General features: G+C 38.5%; 17 protein-coding genes. 1 reads left to right on the forward strand and 16 read right to left on the reverse strand.

Features of this window, described 5'->3' with window-relative positions:
* Window positions 1-141: 141 nt before the first annotated feature.
* The 14 genes from murA to nuoA all read right to left on the reverse strand — a co-directional run bounded on the left by murA (window position 142) and on the right by nuoA (window position 13,121).
* Complete coding sequence (murA, locus tag DPQ31_RS26120; RefSeq protein ID WP_097999798.1) at window positions 142-1,446, reverse strand: UDP-N-acetylglucosamine 1-carboxyvinyltransferase; 1,305 nt, start codon at window positions 1,444-1,446, stop codon at window positions 142-144.
* 39 nt (window positions 1,447-1,485) lie between these two features.
* Window positions 1,486-2,190 (reverse strand): YwmB family TATA-box binding protein, encoded by a 705-nt coding sequence (locus DPQ31_RS26125; RefSeq protein ID WP_395932904.1) that lies wholly within the window; start codon window positions 2,188-2,190, stop codon window positions 1,486-1,488.
* 51 nt (window positions 2,191-2,241) lie between these two features.
* The gene (locus DPQ31_RS26130; RefSeq protein ID WP_000057885.1) at window positions 2,242-2,478 is read right to left on the reverse strand and encodes a DUF1146 family protein; all 237 of its coding nucleotides are present in this window, start codon (window positions 2,476-2,478) and stop codon (window positions 2,242-2,244) included.
* A 213-nt stretch (window positions 2,479-2,691) separates the two neighbouring features.
* Window positions 2,692-4,206 (reverse strand): NADH-quinone oxidoreductase subunit NuoN, encoded by a 1,515-nt coding sequence (nuoN, locus tag DPQ31_RS26135; protein ID WP_395935078.1) that lies wholly within the window; start codon window positions 4,204-4,206, stop codon window positions 2,692-2,694.
* 7 nt (window positions 4,207-4,213) lie between these two features.
* The gene (locus DPQ31_RS26140; protein WP_208731226.1) at window positions 4,214-5,716 is read right to left on the reverse strand and encodes an NADH-quinone oxidoreductase subunit M; all 1,503 of its coding nucleotides are present in this window, start codon (window positions 5,714-5,716) and stop codon (window positions 4,214-4,216) included.
* Window positions 5,713-7,575 carry an NADH-quinone oxidoreductase subunit L gene (gene nuoL, locus DPQ31_RS26145; RefSeq protein WP_208731227.1) on the reverse strand — a complete coding sequence of 621 codons (1,863 nt, stop codon included), beginning with the start codon at window positions 7,573-7,575 and terminating at the stop codon, window positions 5,713-5,715. Before nuoL ends, DPQ31_RS26140 begins: the two co-directional genes overlap by 4 nt.
* Before the next feature lie 29 nt (window positions 7,576-7,604).
* The gene (gene nuoK, locus DPQ31_RS26150) at window positions 7,605-7,919 is read right to left on the reverse strand and encodes an NADH-quinone oxidoreductase subunit NuoK (protein WP_000100078.1); all 315 of its coding nucleotides are present in this window, start codon (window positions 7,917-7,919) and stop codon (window positions 7,605-7,607) included.
* Window positions 7,912-8,436, reverse strand: coding sequence for an NADH-quinone oxidoreductase subunit J (locus DPQ31_RS26155; RefSeq protein ID WP_001012818.1), 525 nt, complete (start codon window positions 8,434-8,436; stop codon window positions 7,912-7,914). Before DPQ31_RS26155 ends, nuoK begins: the two co-directional genes overlap by 8 nt.
* Window positions 8,433-8,852 carry an NADH-quinone oxidoreductase subunit NuoI gene (nuoI, locus tag DPQ31_RS26160; RefSeq protein ID WP_000677189.1) on the reverse strand — a complete coding sequence of 140 codons (420 nt, stop codon included), beginning with the start codon at window positions 8,850-8,852 and terminating at the stop codon, window positions 8,433-8,435. Before nuoI ends, DPQ31_RS26155 begins: the two co-directional genes overlap by 4 nt.
* A 25-nt stretch (window positions 8,853-8,877) precedes the next feature.
* A complete protein-coding gene (nuoH, locus tag DPQ31_RS26165) occupies window positions 8,878-9,879 on the reverse strand; it encodes an NADH-quinone oxidoreductase subunit NuoH (protein ID WP_000573421.1) in 1,002 nt (333 codons plus the stop codon).
* Window positions 9,879-10,979 (reverse strand): NADH-quinone oxidoreductase subunit NuoD, encoded by a 1,101-nt coding sequence (gene nuoD, locus DPQ31_RS26170; protein ID WP_087950838.1) that lies wholly within the window; start codon window positions 10,977-10,979, stop codon window positions 9,879-9,881. Before nuoD ends, nuoH begins: the two co-directional genes overlap by 1 nt.
* 2 nt (window positions 10,980-10,981) lie before the next feature.
* A complete protein-coding gene (locus tag DPQ31_RS26175) occupies window positions 10,982-12,247 on the reverse strand; it encodes an NADH-quinone oxidoreductase subunit C (RefSeq protein WP_208731228.1) in 1,266 nt (421 codons plus the stop codon).
* Window positions 12,244-12,762, reverse strand: a complete 519-nt coding sequence (gene nuoB, locus DPQ31_RS26180) for an NADH-quinone oxidoreductase subunit NuoB (RefSeq protein WP_000236327.1) — start codon at window positions 12,760-12,762, stop codon at window positions 12,244-12,246. Before nuoB ends, DPQ31_RS26175 begins: the two co-directional genes overlap by 4 nt.
* Entirely contained in the window at window positions 12,753-13,121 is a 369-nt protein-coding gene (gene nuoA / locus DPQ31_RS26185; RefSeq protein ID WP_000179277.1) for an NADH-quinone oxidoreductase subunit NuoA, read from the reverse strand. Before nuoA ends, nuoB begins: the two co-directional genes overlap by 10 nt.
* A 289-nt stretch (window positions 13,122-13,410) precedes the next feature.
* On the opposite strand from nuoA, the gene DPQ31_RS26190 reads away from it, so the two are divergent.
* The gene (locus DPQ31_RS26190) at window positions 13,411-16,140 is read left to right on the forward strand and encodes an EAL domain-containing protein (protein WP_208731229.1); all 2,730 of its coding nucleotides are present in this window, start codon (window positions 13,411-13,413) and stop codon (window positions 16,138-16,140) included.
* A gap of 92 nt (window positions 16,141-16,232) precedes the next feature.
* Here DPQ31_RS26190 and DPQ31_RS26195 read toward each other — a convergent pair whose 3' ends face one another.
* Window positions 16,233-16,886, reverse strand: coding sequence for a DUF975 family protein (locus DPQ31_RS26195; protein WP_087971154.1), 654 nt, complete (start codon window positions 16,884-16,886; stop codon window positions 16,233-16,235).
* 44 nt (window positions 16,887-16,930) lie between these two features.
* Window positions 16,931-17,716 carry a DUF975 family protein gene (locus DPQ31_RS26200; RefSeq protein ID WP_208731230.1) on the reverse strand — a complete coding sequence of 262 codons (786 nt, stop codon included), beginning with the start codon at window positions 17,714-17,716 and terminating at the stop codon, window positions 16,931-16,933.
* Between the last annotated feature and the right edge of the window lie 12 nt (window positions 17,717-17,728).

The raw sequence follows: 17,728 nt of genomic DNA on the forward strand, positions 1-17,728 counted from the left end.
TACTGCCCGTTAATGCGAGATAAAACGAAAATTTTCTAAATATTTTTACTGGTACGTGCATAAGTATAGAGTTTATTGACTATAACAGTAATAACCAAAAAAAAATAGCCTCTATATCAAAAGACATAGAGACTACTTCAATTAAGCGTGAAGATCAGAAACTTCTTGTTCTTTCACTTCTTCTACTTTTTCGTTTACACGTTCAATAGTTGCACCTAATGCAGCTAATTTCTTATGGAAGTCTACATAACCACGGTCAAGATGCTTTAATTCAGTTACACGAGTGTAACCTTCTGATACTAAACCAGCTAAGATTAATGCTGCAGCTGCACGTAAATCAGTTGCACCTACTTCAGCACCTTGTAAGCTGTTTGGACCGTTCATAATAACAGAACGACCTTCGATTTTAATATCAGCATTCATACGACGGAATTCTTCAACGTGCATAAAGCGGTTTTCGAATACCGTTTCTGTAATCATACTTGTTCCATCAGCTTGTAGTAATAATGCCATCATTTGTGATTGCATGTCTGTTGGGAAACCTGGGTGAGGCATAGTTTTAATATCAACCGCTTTTAACTTATCTGGGCCGATAACACGTACACCTTCATTTTCCTCAATAATTTTAACACCCATTTCTTCCATCTTCGCTGTAATTGAGCGTAAATGTTCAGGAACAGCATTTTCAATTAAGATGTTTCCACCAGTAATTGCTGCTGCAACCATGAATGTTCCCGCTTCAATACGGTCAGGAATAATAGAATGGTTTCCACCATATAATTTATCAACGCCTTCGATACGAATCGTTCCAGTTCCAGCTCCGCGTACTTTCGCTCCCATCGCATTTAAGAAGTTAGCTAAGTCAACGATTTCTGGTTCTTTCGCTGCGTTTTCAAGGATTGTTGTCCCTTTTGCTAATGTAGCTGCAGACATAATGTTTTCTGTCGCGCCCACGCTTGGGAAGTCTAAATAAATTTTAGCTCCTTTTAGTTCTCCCTCAACGTATGCCTCAACAAAACCGTTACCAACCTGTACTTTTGCTCCCATTGCTTCGAAGCCTTTTAAATGTTGGTCAATTGGACGTGAACCAATTGCACATCCACCTGGAAGTGCAATACGAGCACGACCGTTACGTGCTAATAATGGTCCCATTACTTGAACAGATGCACGCATTTTACGTACATATTCAAATGGTGCTTCAATGTTTAGTTCTTTAGAAGCATCGATTGTTACTTGGTTATTTTCAAATACGACTTCAGCATTTAAATGACGTAATACCTCATTAATTGTGTATACATCAGACAAAACTGGTACTTCAGATAGTACATTCTTTCCATCACTCGCTAATAGGGCTGCAGCGATTATAGGTAATACAGCATTTTTTGCGCCCTCAACACGCACTGTGCCGTTTAACCGCTTTCCGCCACGGACGATGATCTTTTCCAAATTATTCCCCTCCGTGTCCTTTTTTCAGTATCTATTCACTCAATACTCAGAAGTTATGATCGGTGTGCCAACCACAATTGTATCTTTGTTGTTTGTAGAACGTATTGCTATTTGCACATTTATTTTCTCTCTATTTGTTGAAAGAGCGTCATCCCACTTTTTATTGTATGCGGAGACTGACACAAATGCTCTTTCTTCTACTTGTTCGATCGCTCTTGCTGAAAGATCTTTCAAAACCTGATTGGTTTTATTTTGCAAAACACCTTCAATCTTATCATTCAGTACACCTTGAACACAAGTGTAAATTATAGGTTTTTCATTAAAAATTTTATTCATTTTCTGAACATGCTTCGGGTCCCATTTCGCCCCACTTACTTCAAAAATAATGAAAGTGTTTTCTTTAGTATTTTCCTTACTCCAAGTTACTACTACTCGTTCTTCATATGAAGCAAACTTTTTATAGGATGTAGCTTTATATCCATCTGGAGATTGCTCTAAGTCCCATTTTTGAATATTTGCCTTCCTCTTCACATCGTTTAACAATTTTTGAAACGTATGTATGTTAGAAATTGTTTTTGTTTCTCGCGCTAACCATGACCATTTCTCCACTTTAGCATCATTTTTCTCTAAAGCCTTAATCATGTTCTCCATTTTCTGTTCATCGCTTATCGGTTTCATCTCTCTATATCCAACCAAAAAGAAAACAACACTCAAGGCAACAATAAGAATGGCTTTAAGCTTCAATTTCATCCCCTCCTATCCCCATTGTTAACGGAGATATGAGGTTCTATACACTTACTTTACTAAATACGTTAAACTCTTCGAATAGCCTAAATAATCAAGGAAAAAGTTACTTACAGATGTCCCAATTGCAATTGTAATTAGGATGAGTAATACCCTCGTCTGCAACACTTTTCCAGCTTTCATTAAACGCTCGATGTGAATACCTTGTAAGGCCCACCACGTAATGGTAATAAACAATAAATGCGAAACGATGGCAATCAGTGCTTGTTGCCCTAAAAGTTGTGCCAAAAAATCGACCCCTTTTTACTTGGCTACTACTTACGAAAGAAAATAAAAACGATACCATAATAAGTAGGAGCCACACTTTTTCAAATGCAAATAAGCATCTTACATTTTACATCGTAAACTTCTCTCGAAAAAACGTATACCTATATGCATTTTCATTTGTGGCTAACACAAAATAAAAAGCGTAGAGTACCGACTCCACACCTTTTATTTTCACTATTGTACCACGTTCCCCAAGAAGAAGAAATCTTTCATTAATGGAAAATATTCATAAAAGAAATTGTATCCAATCATCGGCATAATCCCTAGTATTACAATCGAAATTGCACAAAGACTCATAACAACCTTTATATTTAATGGCAACCGAATTTTCTCTTCTACTTCTCCCGTCCGGAAAAACATTTGCTGTAAAATACGGAAATAATATACGAATGAAATGACTGTCGTACCCATCATAATAGAAGCTAGTACGTAATGAGCTGGCTCTACATGAAGTGCACCTAAAAAGATGTTAATTTTCCCGATGAAACCAGCTGTTCCTGGTATCCCGGCCAACGATAAAATAAAAATCGTCATTACTATCGCTGTAAATGGCGACCTGTTATATAATCCGGTGAAAATAGTAATATTTTCTTTGTCGCTTTGTAAGATTAAGCCGTGGATAATTGCAAATGCGCCTATATTCATAAGCATATAGGCGAGCATGTAAAACCACATGCTATCCATCGTAAATGGTGATAATGCCACAAGTGAAACGAGTAAATACCCCGCATGCGCGATTCCTGAATAAGCAAATAGGCGTTTTACGTTATATTGCTTTAGTGCGACTACATTTCCGATAATCATCGTAACACTTGCTAGAACCGCAATATATATACTCATACGCCCGTATAAAGATTGCATGTCTCCTTGCACCGATACACTTGCAAAAATCATAAGGAACAGACGAATAATGAGTAGGAACCCAGCAATTTTAGAAATCGTTCCAAGGAAAGCAGTAACAGGTGTAGCCGCCCCTTCATACACATCGGGTGCCCACATATGAAACGGTACTGTTGCAATTTTAAACGAGAGCCCAACGAGCAATAGTAGAAATGCGAGAGCTAACAATAACTGAATACCACTAGTTAGCTCCCCGGTGAATACTTTTTGCATATCCACAATATTGGTTGAGCCTGTAATACCGTATAAATAACTCATTCCAAAGAGCGTAATCGCCGTTCCAATTCCTCCATTAATGACATATTTCATTGCCGCTTCATTTGATGCACGGTTCCTTTTTCGTATTCCTACTAAAACATAGGAAGAAAGTGATAGTAGCTCTAAACCGACGAAAAGTGTAATAAAATCAACACTAGAAGCCATGAACATCGCCCCAAGAAGGGCCATTAAAAATAAGTAATAATATTCTCCCTTATCTTCAATTGGATTCTTCTTGTCATCGCTCATTGCGGTGCATAAGATGAGGGCCGCTCCGCCTAATAACAACGTTTTAAACCCTTTTGAAAATCCATCTAACACAAACGATCCATTTAAAATATCTCCTGCTGGTTCGCCGTATAGCGTAATTAATGACACAATTGCTAATACGACAGCGGCGATTGCACTAAGCGCTACATACCTATGGTTCAGCTTAAAAAACAAATCACATATGGAAAGAAGGATGGCAAACCCGAGAATAATGAATTCTGGCACCATGAGATGCCATGATAAGCTCAGTAACGTATCCATATCCATCCTACTTCACCCCCAATGTTTTCAATGTATTTTGAAGTGGATCCCCTAGTATTTCTGGCATTACTCCAATGGCAATAATACAGAAGATAAGCAATAGGACCGGGACGTACTCCCATCCGTGTATATCAGTTTTCGCTTCCCACTCTTTCTTACCGAATGTTACTTGAAGTGTCGCTCTTAATACGTACACAGCGGTTAAAATAATCCCAAGTACACCGACTACAGCAATGACTGGCTCTCCTTGGAATAAGCCGAGAAAGGCAAGAAACTCACTCACAAATCCAGACATCCCCGGCAGTCCAAGCGATGCCATTCCTCCTGCTAGGAAGAAGCCGCTAAGTATTGGGACACTTTTTGCGAGTCCACCAAGCGCTGTAATATCCGACGTGCCAAAGCGCTGTTCTATAACACCAAGCAAAAAGAAGAGCAAGGCTGCAATTAAACCGTGCGAAACAACTTGGAATAGCGCCCCTTGTGTACCTGGCGCATTAAGTGCCGCAAACCCCATTAAAACAATTCCCATATGCGAAATACTAGAGTAGGCGAGTACCTTCCTAAAATCCGTTTGGATGAGTGCTAAAAAGGCGCCGTACAATAAGTTGATTACTCCTAAAATCGCAATTAGCGTGGCAAACTCGCGAAAGTATTCTGGGAATAGCCCCTTCCCGAAGCGAATCATCCCGTACGCTCCAATCTTTAGCAAAACGCCCGCATGAAGCATAACTACAGCAGGGTGCGCTTCAATATGCACATTGACCATCCAGCGATGCAACGGGAAAATAGGTAGTTTAATTGCAAAGGCAATCATTATAGCAATAAATACACCAAGCTGTAAGCTACTCGGGACGATCTGTCCTCCACCAGCACTTACACCTGTTAATATCTCTTTCAATTCCGCAATATTTGTCGTACCTGTTTTCGCGAACAAAATCGAGAAAACGATGAGCAAAATAGCTGATCCAATGCCGTTATATATTAAATAACTATATGCAGCCTTTTCACTCGACAATTTCCCCCACTTGCCAATTAATAAAAACATTGGTGGCAGTGTAATTTCAAAGAAAATAAAGAACAACATTAAATTTTTAGCAGCGAAGACACCGAGCATCCCTATTTCTAGCATGAGCAATAGCATATAAAATGCTTTTAAATTTCTTTTAATGGAAAACGCTGCAATTGCTGCAAGCATCGCTAGAAGGGCTGTCAGCACCATCATTACAAGTGACAAACCATCAATTCCAAGCTCGTAATAAATAGAAAACCATCTTTTATCCACCGCTGCAAAATCACCAAATTTAATCCATTTCACTTTTTCATCAAATAGCGATAGACTCTTTCCAGAAGCATATGTACAAGCGAGGACAGTGGCGATCCCAAATGGAAGCGCCGTCCCAAATAAACCGAGCACTCGTACTGTACGCGATTCTTTTTTCGGTGTTAATACAAGTAATAGAATCCCTAAAAGTGGGGAGAAAATGAAGAACGTCAACAACAAATCATTCATCGTAAATCCCCTCCCGTATATAGCAAAATAATGACGAGGACCGCGAGCGAAACTGCTGTTACAGTGCCGTACACTTGTACATTCCCGTTTTGAAGCCTCGACAAGGTGCCACTTACCCCTTTAACCAAACTTGCGATTAAAACAGCAATCCCTTCCACAACATATACTTCAAATAAGCGAAGCACATGAGCGATTCCCTTCGTAATAGGAATCACTGTCATATTGTATAGTTCATCCACATAATATTTTTCTTTCAAGAGCTTATGAAGAAATGACCTTTCTCCTCCTGCCCAATTTTTTGAGATAGTTTTCTTTCCATATATGAAATACGCAAGGGCAATCCCCCCAAATGAAACGAGCGTCGCAACAATCATAATCCAAATTGGTCCATGTGCTTCTTCCACTTTAAATTGTATATCCTTCGTCAGCCAATCTCCGAGAAACGTTCCAAACCACGGTGTATTTATATATCCTGCTACTACCGCGAGAACCCCGAGAACAATCATCGGATACGTCATAATACGCGGTGAGTCATGCACGTCTTCCTTCGTCTTCGCTTCCCCAGTAAAGACAAGAAAGTATAGGCGGAACATGTAGAATGCTGTTAGGAATGCCGCAAAGACTGCTAGAACAAATAAAAAGTAATTGCCACTCATCCAAGTTGCTGCCAAAATTTCATCTTTACTAAAAAAACCCGATAGAAGCGGAACTCCACTAATTGCAAGTGTACCTATTAAAAATAACGTACCCGTTACTTTCATCTTCTTCTGTAAACCGCCCATTTTATTAATGTTTTGCGTATGCACAGCATGAATTACACTTCCTGCTGCCAAAAATAGTAACGCTTTAAAAAAGGCATGTGTCGTTAGATGGAATATACCCGCTACATAACCAGCAGAACCTAAGGCGAGCATCATATACCCGAGCTGGCTAACTGTAGAATAAGCAAGTACCCTCTTTATATCCGTCTGTACAAGACCGATAGAGGCCGCAAATATTGCGGTGAAAGCACCAACAATTGCCACCGTCTGCATTGCCACCGCACTTGCCGAAAATAGCGGGAACATCGTTGCTACTAAATATACACCGGCTGCGACCATCGTTGCCGCATGAATAAGTGCCGAAACAGGCGTTGGCCCCTCCATCGCATCAGGCAACCACGTATGAAGCGGAAATTGACCTGATTTCCCCATCGCCCCGATAAAAATTAATATCGACGTTATCGTTATCATAGTCGGGGACAGATCGCCTGTATGAATCGCTCTAAAAATTGCGTCATACTCAAAACTACCTGCATGCCAGAAGATTAAAATCATCCCAATAAATAAACCAACATCTCCAATACGAGTCATAATAAAAGCCTTTTTCGCAGCAGCCTTCGCTTCTTCCTTAAAGAAATAAAAACCGATGAGTAAAAATGAACCAAGGCCTACTAACTCCCAAAATATATAAAGCTGTAACAAATTCGTCGATATAACAAGCCCGAGCATCGCAAATGTAAAGAGTCCTAAATATGCATAAAAAGTTGGTAATCTTGCGTCACCTTTCATATAACCTTTTGAATACACATGTACAAGTAAGCTCACAAGTGTAACGATAAATAACATTAAAGCCCCTAATGCAGTCACTTCAAAGCCAAATGATATATCAATATCTCCAGTTCTAAGCCATACCCATTTATGCTTCACTGTGACCTTCGAAAATCTTTCTAATAATACAAGTACCGCGAGTATAAAGGAGAGAGAGACGAAGAAAATACTAAGTACGCTGCTTCCTTCTCTAATTTTCTTCCCGAACATAATAAGTAAAAAAAACGAAACAAGCGGGAAAAGCGGTATGAGCCATGCATAATCGATCATTGTTTCCTTCCCCCTTTTCGGTCACAATGCTATCCTTTAAGCGTATCCATTTCATCTACATGAACTGTCGTGCGATTACGATACAAAGCAATTAAAATGGCGAGTCCTACCGCCGCCTCCGCTGCCGCTACAGCCATCGTAAACAGCGAAAAGATTTGCCCTGTTAAATTCGGGAACAAACCTAATTTACTAAACGCCACTAAATTTAAATTGGCAGCATTTAGCATTAATTCGATACAAACTAATACGATTACTGTGTTTCGCTTCGTTAAAGCTCCAAATAAACCGATGCAAAACAAAATAATCGCAAGTGTTAAATACGCAGAAGCTGGAACGCTACTCATTGGAATCCTCCTCTTTCTCATCCTTCTTCGCAAGTATAATCGCGCCAACAAGTGCTACAAGTAAAATAACCGAGGTTAACTCAAATGGAATAATGTATTTCGAATAGAGAAGTGTACCGATTTGAAGTGTGTTTTTTTCATGGAGAGGTAAACTTCCTTGTGTGCTTTCATTTGAAAAATCGATACTATTAACAGCGAAATACATAACTGCCCCAAATGCTACAACTGCAAAGAAGATAATCCATTTTCGAAGAGTAAGACGTGATTCATTTTCTGCATTATGTTTCGTTAACATAATGCCAAAAATCATAATAATTGTGATTGCACCAGAGTAAAGTAAAATTTGTGCAACTCCGATAAACTCGGCCGATAAAAGAAAGTACAAACCTGCAATGCTGAGAAATGTCAGAACGAGAGCTAGCATCATATGCATTACTTTCGTTAAGTTCAACATGAGAACACCACCGATAATTGCAGACAAGGATAGTATAAAGAATGCTACAAACTCGCCATTCATGCTTTATTCTCCTTCCTGACGTTTTCATCGTTTTCGTCGAGCCACTGCAAATTTTTAAATAAATCATCACGTGAATATGCTGCGAGTTCAAAGTTATTTGTCATAACAATTGCCTCTGTCGGGCAAACTTCTGTACATAAATCACAAAGTATACAAATTTCAAAATTAATATCATACGTATCAATAATTTTCCCTTTTTTCGTAGGGTCAGGATGTTTCTTTCCCGTCAATTGAATGCAATCTGTCGGACAAATGTTAGAACACTGATTACAAACAATACATTTCTCAGGATAAAATTTTTGAATCCCTCTAAAGCGATCTGGCAATGGCAATGGCTGATTTGGATAATCATACGTCACCTTTTTCTTACTCAAATTACTCAACGTATATTTTAAACCTTTAAATAACCCTTTCATCACTTACTGGCACCCCCTTCATAGATTAGAAGAATAGCTCCTTAATCAATGCCGTTAAGAAAATATTTGCAAGTGCGATTGGTAATAATACTTTCCAGCCAAACTCCATTAACTGGTCACCCCTTATACGCGGGAACGTAACGCGGAACCAAATTAATAGAAAGACTACACTGCTAAATTTCAAAGCAAACCATACAGCACCTGGAATAAATCCAAGAAACATAACTGGGTTCCAGCCGCCTAAAAAAAGTACTGTAATTAAAGATGCCATTCCGAAGAAATATACATACTCTGAAAGCATGAAAAACGCCCAGCGAAAACCTGAGTATTCCGTATGATATCCAGAAACAAGTTCTGACTCCGCTTCTGGTAAATCGAATGGCGTCCTATTTAACTCTGCTACTGCTGCGATTAAGAAAACGACGAATCCAATTGGCTGTACGAAAATGTACCAAACTTTCTCCTGCGCCGCTACAATTTCATTTAGATTCAAGCTACCAGCTAGCAAAACGATACCAATTACGCTCATTACGAGCGGAATTTCATAAGAAATCATTTGCGCCGCCGCGCGCATCCCTCCTAAAAGGGAATATTTATTATTTGATGCCCATCCCCCAGTTACGACACCAATTGTCGTAATCCCAGAAACAGCAATGTAATACAGCAACCCTACACCAATATCCGCAAACTGAAATTTATCGGTAAACGGGATAACCGCAAGTATCATAAATGCTGGTGCAAATGCAATGACAGGAGCTAATATGAACAACGGTTTATCTGCAGCTTTCGGAATACTATCTTCTTTCAATAATAGTTTCAAAACATCAGCCACCGTTTGCAGTAAACCGAACCGCCCTCCAACCTGGTTTGGCCCAATCCGGCCTTGCATAAATCCCATCACTTTCCGTTCTGCCAAAATACCATATGTAACGAAGCCAAGGACTGCAAATAGTAGAAGCACTGCTAATCCGAAAAAAATGAAGAAATTCGTCCAGCTTGAAGGTGATTGTAAGAGCGTCTCAATCATTAGCCATCGACCTCCCCAAGTACAATATCGACTCCACCTAAAATCGTAATTAAATTGGCGATGTTTTCACCCTTTAATAACTTCGGTAAAATTTGCAAGTTATAAAAAGAAGGTCTACGGAATTTCAGACGATATGGCTCTTTCTTTCCGTCACTAGCGATATAGCAACCAATCTCCCCGCGTGGTGATTCTATACGAACAAACGCTTCCCCCTTAGGCGCCTTAATAATTTTCGGCACTTTCGCCAGTATGGCTCCGTCCTTTGGAAACTGCTGGACTGCTTGCTCTACAATTTTTAACGACTCTTCAATTTCCTCCATTCGGCAAACGTAGCGATCCCAAGCATCTCCCACGCTCCCAACAGGAATATCAAAATTAAAACGATCATAAATCGAATACGGCTCATCTTTGCGAAGATCCCAGTTTACTCCGGTGCACCGCAAATTCGCTCCGCTTAAAGAATACGAAATTGCTTCTTCCGCGCTATATATGCCAACGCCCTTCACGCGATTCAAGAAAATCTCATTACCACTAACAAGGTCGTGATAACCTGCCAATTGCTCTCTCATGTATGGAACAAACTCTTCCACTTTTTCAATCCAACCATCCGGCGCATCCCACTTCACACCGCCAACTCTCATATAGTTAAAAGTAAGCCGTGCCCCGCATAATTCATTTAATAAATTTATAATCATCTCTCGTTCACGAAACGCGTACAAAAACGGGCTGACCGCTCCTATATCAAGAAGATTTGTACCCCACCAAACGAGATGGCTCGCAATTCTTCCCAGCTCCATCGCAAGTACTCGCAAGTATTCGGCACGCTCCGGAATTTCAAGTCCCATCATCGTCTCTACAGCATGGCAAATGACGTAATTATTCGTCATTGCTGATAAATAGTCCATTCGATCTGTATAAGGGATAATTTGTGTATACTGTAAGCTCTCAGCGATCTTTTCAGTCCCGCGATGCAAATACCCAATAACCGGTGTAGCTTCTTTAATAATTTCCCCGTCAATCTTAATTACGAGCCTGAACACACCGTGTGTACTCGGATGCTGAGGTCCTACATTCAAAAGCATCTCTTCCGTGCGGATCATAGCTACACCTCCACATCATACGGTTCATAGTCTTTTCTAAGCGGATATCCTACCCAATCATCTGGCATTAAAATACGCGTTAAATTCGGATGCCCTTTAAATACAATGCCGAGCAAATCATACGCTTCTCGCTCCGGCCAGTCAGCCCCTTTCCACAGCGCTGTTACCGATTCAACTTGCGGCTCTTCTCTATCCAGCTTTACCTTCACCGCTACAGACTGTTTCTTTCCATATGAAAATAAATGAACATACACTTCCATATGAGTCACAAAATCTGTCGCATGTAGCTCTGACATATAATCAAAAGCAAGTCCCTCATGGAATCGTAGTAACTCCATCACCTCATAATATTTTGAAGGATCCACCACAAGAGTTGGTACATCTTTTGAAAGTTTATTAATATAGGAATCTACTAATGTGCTACCTCCTAATTTACCCCTAATAACCTCAACATACTGATTGAGATACGGCTGATTAACGGACGGCTCTTCTTGCTTCGGTACATCTTCCTTTTCACTTTCAGCACCCTTCGTCTTCGCCCTTGCCGCCGCAGCCGCTTTCGCCTTCGCTGCTGCAATTGCCTTCGCCTTTTCATCTCCCAAATTCCCATCACCTTGCGAAGCTTTCTGTTTCGCTAGCGCCGCTGCTTTTGCTTTCGCAGCTGCCACGGCCTTCGCCTTCGCTTTGGCCTTTTCTTCTTCCGTTACTTCTTCTGTTCCTTCTCTTTTTTGCTTCGCTAACGCTGCCGCTTTTGCTTTCGCAGCTGCGGCTGCCTTCGCCTTCGCTTTGGCCTTTTCTTCTTCCGTTACTTCTTCTGTTCCTTCTCTTTTTTGCTTCGCTAACGCTGCCGCTTTTGCTTTCGCAGCTGCGGCTGCCTTCGCCTTCGCTTTGGCCTTTTCTTCTTCCGTTACCTCTTCTGTTCCTTCTTTTTTTTGCTTTGCTAGCGCCGCTGCTTTTGCTTTCGCAGCTGCCACGGCCTTCACCTTCGCTTTGGCCTTTTCTTCTTCCGTTACTTCTTCTGTTCCTTCTCTTTTTTGCTTCGCTAGCGCCGCTGCTTTTGCTTTCGCAGCTGCTGCTGCACGTTGTTTTGCTTCTTCTACAGTCATTCCATCAATTTTTGGTAGCGCTTTCTCTTTTTCTTGATTTTCTCCCTCAAGCTTACTTATTTCCGCATCATGTTTCGCAACAAGACGTTTTCTCGCTTCTTCTTTCGCGCGCCTAGCAGCTTCTCTTTTCAGATCCTCTAAATCTTTATTTGGATTACTCATTTATTCGTCACCTGCTTCCCTGTCTTTGCCTCGTAACGAATTTTCTCTTTCAACTTATTAATTCCATAAATTAAAGCTGCAGGGTTTGGTGGGCATCCAGGAATATACACATCAACTGGTACAATTTGATCTACACCTTTCACAACAGCGTACGAATTCACATACGGACCACCAGCAGTCGCACAAGATCCCATCGCAATAACCCATTTCGGTTCAGGCATTTGATCATATAAACGCCTAACAATAGGAGCCATCTTCTTCGTTACCGTTCCCGACACAATCATGACATCTGATTGCCTTGGTGAAGTCCGAAAAAATGACCCAAATCGATCTAAATCGTAATGTGATGAACCTACTCCCATCATTTCAATCGCACAGCATGCCAGTCCGAATGTCATCGGCCATAAAGAATTACTCCTCGCCCACCCTTTTAACTGCTCCAATGTAGAAAAAAAGATATTTCTCTCTAATTCCGCTCGCTCATTTGGATGTAGTGCCTCAAAATTTATAACCATTGTAACACCTTCTTTTTCCAAGCATAAGCTAATCCAACTAGCAACATTACAACAAAGATGAGCATTTCAATTAATGCAAATAAACCTAGCTTGTCATATGCAACAGCCCATGGATATAGAAATAAAGTTTCTACATCAAAGATGACAAACAATAAAGCGAAAATATAGTAACGAGCATGAAACCGAATATTTGCATCATGAAAAGGCTCAATTCCACTCTCATACGTCGTCGCTTTTGCTGCACTTGGTTTGTTTGGGCGCAGCATCCTTCCTAATGTAAGAGCCACTACCGGCAGTAATATGCCTACTAGCAAGAAAATCAAAACGATCATATAACTATTTTCATATACACTTGCCATTGTGAAACCCTCCCCCCTGAATTAAGAACAAGTTCACTTAGTAAACAATATGTCCCAGTTGCGACAAATATTATTTTTAAATTTTTCTAAATAATTAAACTATTTCATTTATTATAGCAAACTTCAAATTCCTATGTCGATATGTTGAGGACAGAAACAAGAATTATTAAAATCTATTTTTATAACTCGCTATACCTGTGCAAAATAAGTATAGAATTTATATATATTTTTTAGGCAATCGTAAAAAATAAAAAGGGAAGTTTATATGTATATACCATAGGTGATATAAATGAAAAAACAAACACATGTAAGTATTCTTATAAGCGTTTTATTGTTTTCTATCGCGATTCATTACGTAGCAATGCTCTTTCTATATGAATACTCATTTCCCTTTCAAATATTAATCGGAATGAGTACCCTATTAATTGATATTATCGCTTGTAGTTATATATTTTATTTTACAAATACGAAACAAGGGTTACCCCGTTTATTTTGGATCATATTATCTGTTGGGGCTCTCTCTTATTTCATTGGTGATATAGTTGTTTCCTATCAACGTTTAATTTTAAAGGACTACTATACGTTTGTTGATCCGTCTGACTTTTTTTACCTACTTTTTTTAATTAGCTTTGCACTTGCCTTTCTATACGAGATCATTTATAACCGGGACTTATTAGAAAAGCTTTTTATGATATGTGATATTTGTATTATCGTTACAGCCCAATTTACTTTAAGTTACTACTTACTTATTGAGCAAACCATTCACGTTTTTACAACATCCTATATCGATATATTTGTTCAACTTACCTATCCAATGGCTGATTTACTCTTTCTTTTAATTGGAATCAACCTTTTATTCAGACCATTATCCTTATTACCAAAACAAGTTGGTGCACTTCTTGGTAGTGCTTTAATTTTGTATGCTACTACAGATGCTATTTATGCTTATATAAAATATTTCACACCAGCTTATTCTATGTTTACAGTTACTCCGTTCTATCAAGTGGTTTTAGTGCTAGCAGCAATCGCCTGTATTCTTCATACGAAAGAGCCTGAAAAACAAGAGCAGGTACTATTAACACCTAAATTCGGTGAATCAATCCGATTATCATTACCTTATATTTCTGTAGTAATGCTTATTATTTTTATATTGGCCGAATATGTTTTTGCCCCCATTGTAGTAATCGGGCTTATAATAACTTTCACTTTCGTTCTCATACGCCATAGTTTAGTTCGAAAACAAAATAAAATATTATTACTAGCCCAAATGCAATTCAACTTGGAACTCGAGAAACAAATTGAACTACGTACAGAAGATTTAGTAGAACAAAAAAATGAGCTCTATCATAACCAACAAATGTTTAAATCTTTATACGAGCACCATCCAGATCCAATCTTCACATTAGATTTGTACGGCAATTTTCTTAAAGTTAATAACGCTGGTACTACTTTACTAGGGTATCAAACGAATGAATTATTAAATCAACCTTACTACTCACTCATATACGAAGAAGATTTAGAAGAAATTATTAACGCCTTTCATCGCGTAAAAAAGGGGAATTCTATCTCTTTAGAAATACGAGCGTATCACAAAAATAGAGATATTTACTACTTGCATGTTACAGCTGTTCCCATCTTTTTAAAGGATCATATTTCAGGGGTCTATTTAATGATTAAAGATATTACGGAAAGCAAACAACAACAAGAACAAATTAATTTCCTAGCATATCATGATACTTTAACTGAACTTGCAAATCGCCGTGCATTTCATCAATATTTAGAAAAGGCGATTGCACGAGCAAAAATATCGAAAAGCTCCTTTGCTGTTATGTTTCTCGATTTAGACCGCTTTAAGGTTATTAATGATACTCTCGGGCATCGGGTGGGAGACCTCCTATTAATTGCAGTAGCCAAAAGGCTTGAACGATTATCAACACAGCATATGAAACTTGCTCGACTAGCTGGAGATGAGTTCACAATCCTCATCGAAAATTATAAAAAAAGGACAGATGTAAAAAAAATAGCTGATATGATTGTAGCGGCCATGAACAAACCATTCGAAATCGAAAATCAGCATTTACGAATCTCACCGAGTATCGGGATTGCAATATACCCTGAAGCGGGCGAAGACCCACTTTCTATTTTACAACATGCCGATATGGCCATGTACGAAGCAAAAAATAAAGGAAAAAATCGTAGCTCTCTTTATACGAAAGAACTATATAAGAAAATAGAACGAAAAGCTCGAATCGAAAAGGATTTGCCACTCGCTTTAGTAAACAAGGAATTTTATCTCGTCTATCAACCACAAATTGATACGACAACAAATAAAATTATCGGTGCTGAAGCATTAATACGTTGGAAACATCCGCTATTAGGTGACATTTCACCATGTGAGTTTATTCCAATTGTAGAAGAAACGCCACAAGTCGTTCCACTTGGACATTGGGTATTAAAAGAAGCCTGTCTCCAATTAAAAATATGGCATACCTTTGGCTATCAAAATTTAAAAATAAGCGTTAATTTATCAGCAAAAGAGTTCCAACAAAATCAATTAATCGAAAACATTTCACAAATATTAAACGACGTGCAGGTTGATCCAAAACATGTCACACTTGAGTTAACAGAACGAATTGCGATGATTAATGAAAAAGAAACACTATCGAGACTGAAGCAATTAAAAGAATACGGCATTCGAACGGCAATTGATGACTTCGGTACTGGCTATTCTTCTCTCGCTTATTTATCAATTTTCCCTATCGATACATTAAAGGTACCAAGAGAATTTACACAACTAGCCGATCATCGCCCTGAAGAAAGAGCCATCTTTTCCACTATCCTTTCTCTTGCAAATACTTTAAATCTCTCTGTCATTGCTGAAGGAATTGAAACGGAAAAACAACTTAAGTTTCTACAAAAAAACAACTGTAAATATATGCAAGGTTACTATTTCAGTAAACCTTTAACAAGTAAACAGTTTATAAAATTTCTACAAAAAACACCCAGTATGAACAATTAATTCACACTGGGTGTTTTTATCCTGCTATTTGCGAGAGTGAAAGTTCGTTATCATTTTGGGATGAATAAAGCCCCAATGACAACAGTTTCACTTTATATTGTTGGGGTTTTTTTCTCGTAATATTCTTCTGCAACCTCTTCGTAAAAAGCTGCAGCTGTCGTATAGAAATATGGAATTAACCAGAGGAATCCAATCCCTAATGTAATACAACTTAATATAAACCAGCCAATAAAACTTAAACATAAAATGAAATACTCCATTTTATGCCCATCCATCATACGACGACTCTCCGTAATCGCTTGATTCAATGAGTACTCGGGATGGTCATTTAAAATAAAATATGTCATTGCATAAGAAAATGATTTAATAATGCCTGGAATAATGAAAAGTAAAGTCCATAAAAGAAGATAAAGATTCACTAGTAAATATACTAAAAACGATTTTAAAAATCTTTTCCCCTCTGTAAACCAAACAAATATATTGCCGATACTAGCTTGTTTTTCACGAATGATATTTAAAGCCAGATAATACCCCCCTAAAGTTAACGGTCCGGTAACAAAAAGTGTAAGAATATCTATCGAAAATGAACCAGTTGTATCTTGCCAACCGAAAGTTGAAGAAAATCCCCACTTAACACTAAAACTAAACATCGTGATAAGAATTGAAATTAATAATGTTGCCCCAACAGCTAATCCCCATTTTCCTTCTAGAGAGTCTAACGCTTCTCCTTTTAAATCACTAATCATAATTAGCCTCCTATACGTAACAATTCTATTAGTATAGCATGTTCTTACCGCAATTCATCTTTTGAAATATAGCGATAAAAATGAGATGTCGTTGTACCCATATACGGACTAAGCCAAAGAAAACCTATTCCAAATGTCAAAATCGCTAAAATAACCCACCCTATAAAACTAAGCCATAAAAGAAACAAATCTAACTTATGTCCCTTCATAAGACTCTTACTTTCTTTCATTGCTTGTGACACACTATATTCTGGATTTCTAATCATTACATAGTACGTCATTGCATAAGAAAAATACATCACAATCATGCCAACGATTGAAATAGCTAATAGTACGAAGAAAGCAATTGCAAATGACGTATTCCCTTCTTCACCTAACAATGCAAATAAGCCTATTAACAACATCGGAATCCATGTACCTGTATATAACAAAATCGCAAGCATTGCCCACATTGTTTTCATCATTCTTTTAAAACCACGAAATCCTTCGAATAAGTAATCTACTTTAGCACCTTCTCGTTTACTAATCTGTAGACATACATTCGTATAACCGTATGATGTAATACCATACGATGCGTTACTCAAAATTATCATGATACAATAAAATACCCCAAAGGTAATAGCTGCTCCAATTGATATTGTTTCCCCTTCAATTGAACCAGCGAAGCTAACAATTAAAAAAAATAGAATAAGTCCTGGAATTAAAAGTATAAGCATTGCAGCCATTGAAACAACATAACTTAAAATAAAATATAAAATCGTTGATCCAACACCTAGTCCCCAATTCCCCTTTAAAGAGTGCAACGCTTCTCGTTTCATTTCACCGATCATTGATTCATCCCC

This window comes from Bacillus sp. COPE52, from assembly GCF_003355115.1.
GTDB classification, from domain to species: Bacteria; Bacillota; Bacilli; order Bacillales; family Bacillaceae_G; genus Bacillus_A; species Bacillus_A toyonensis.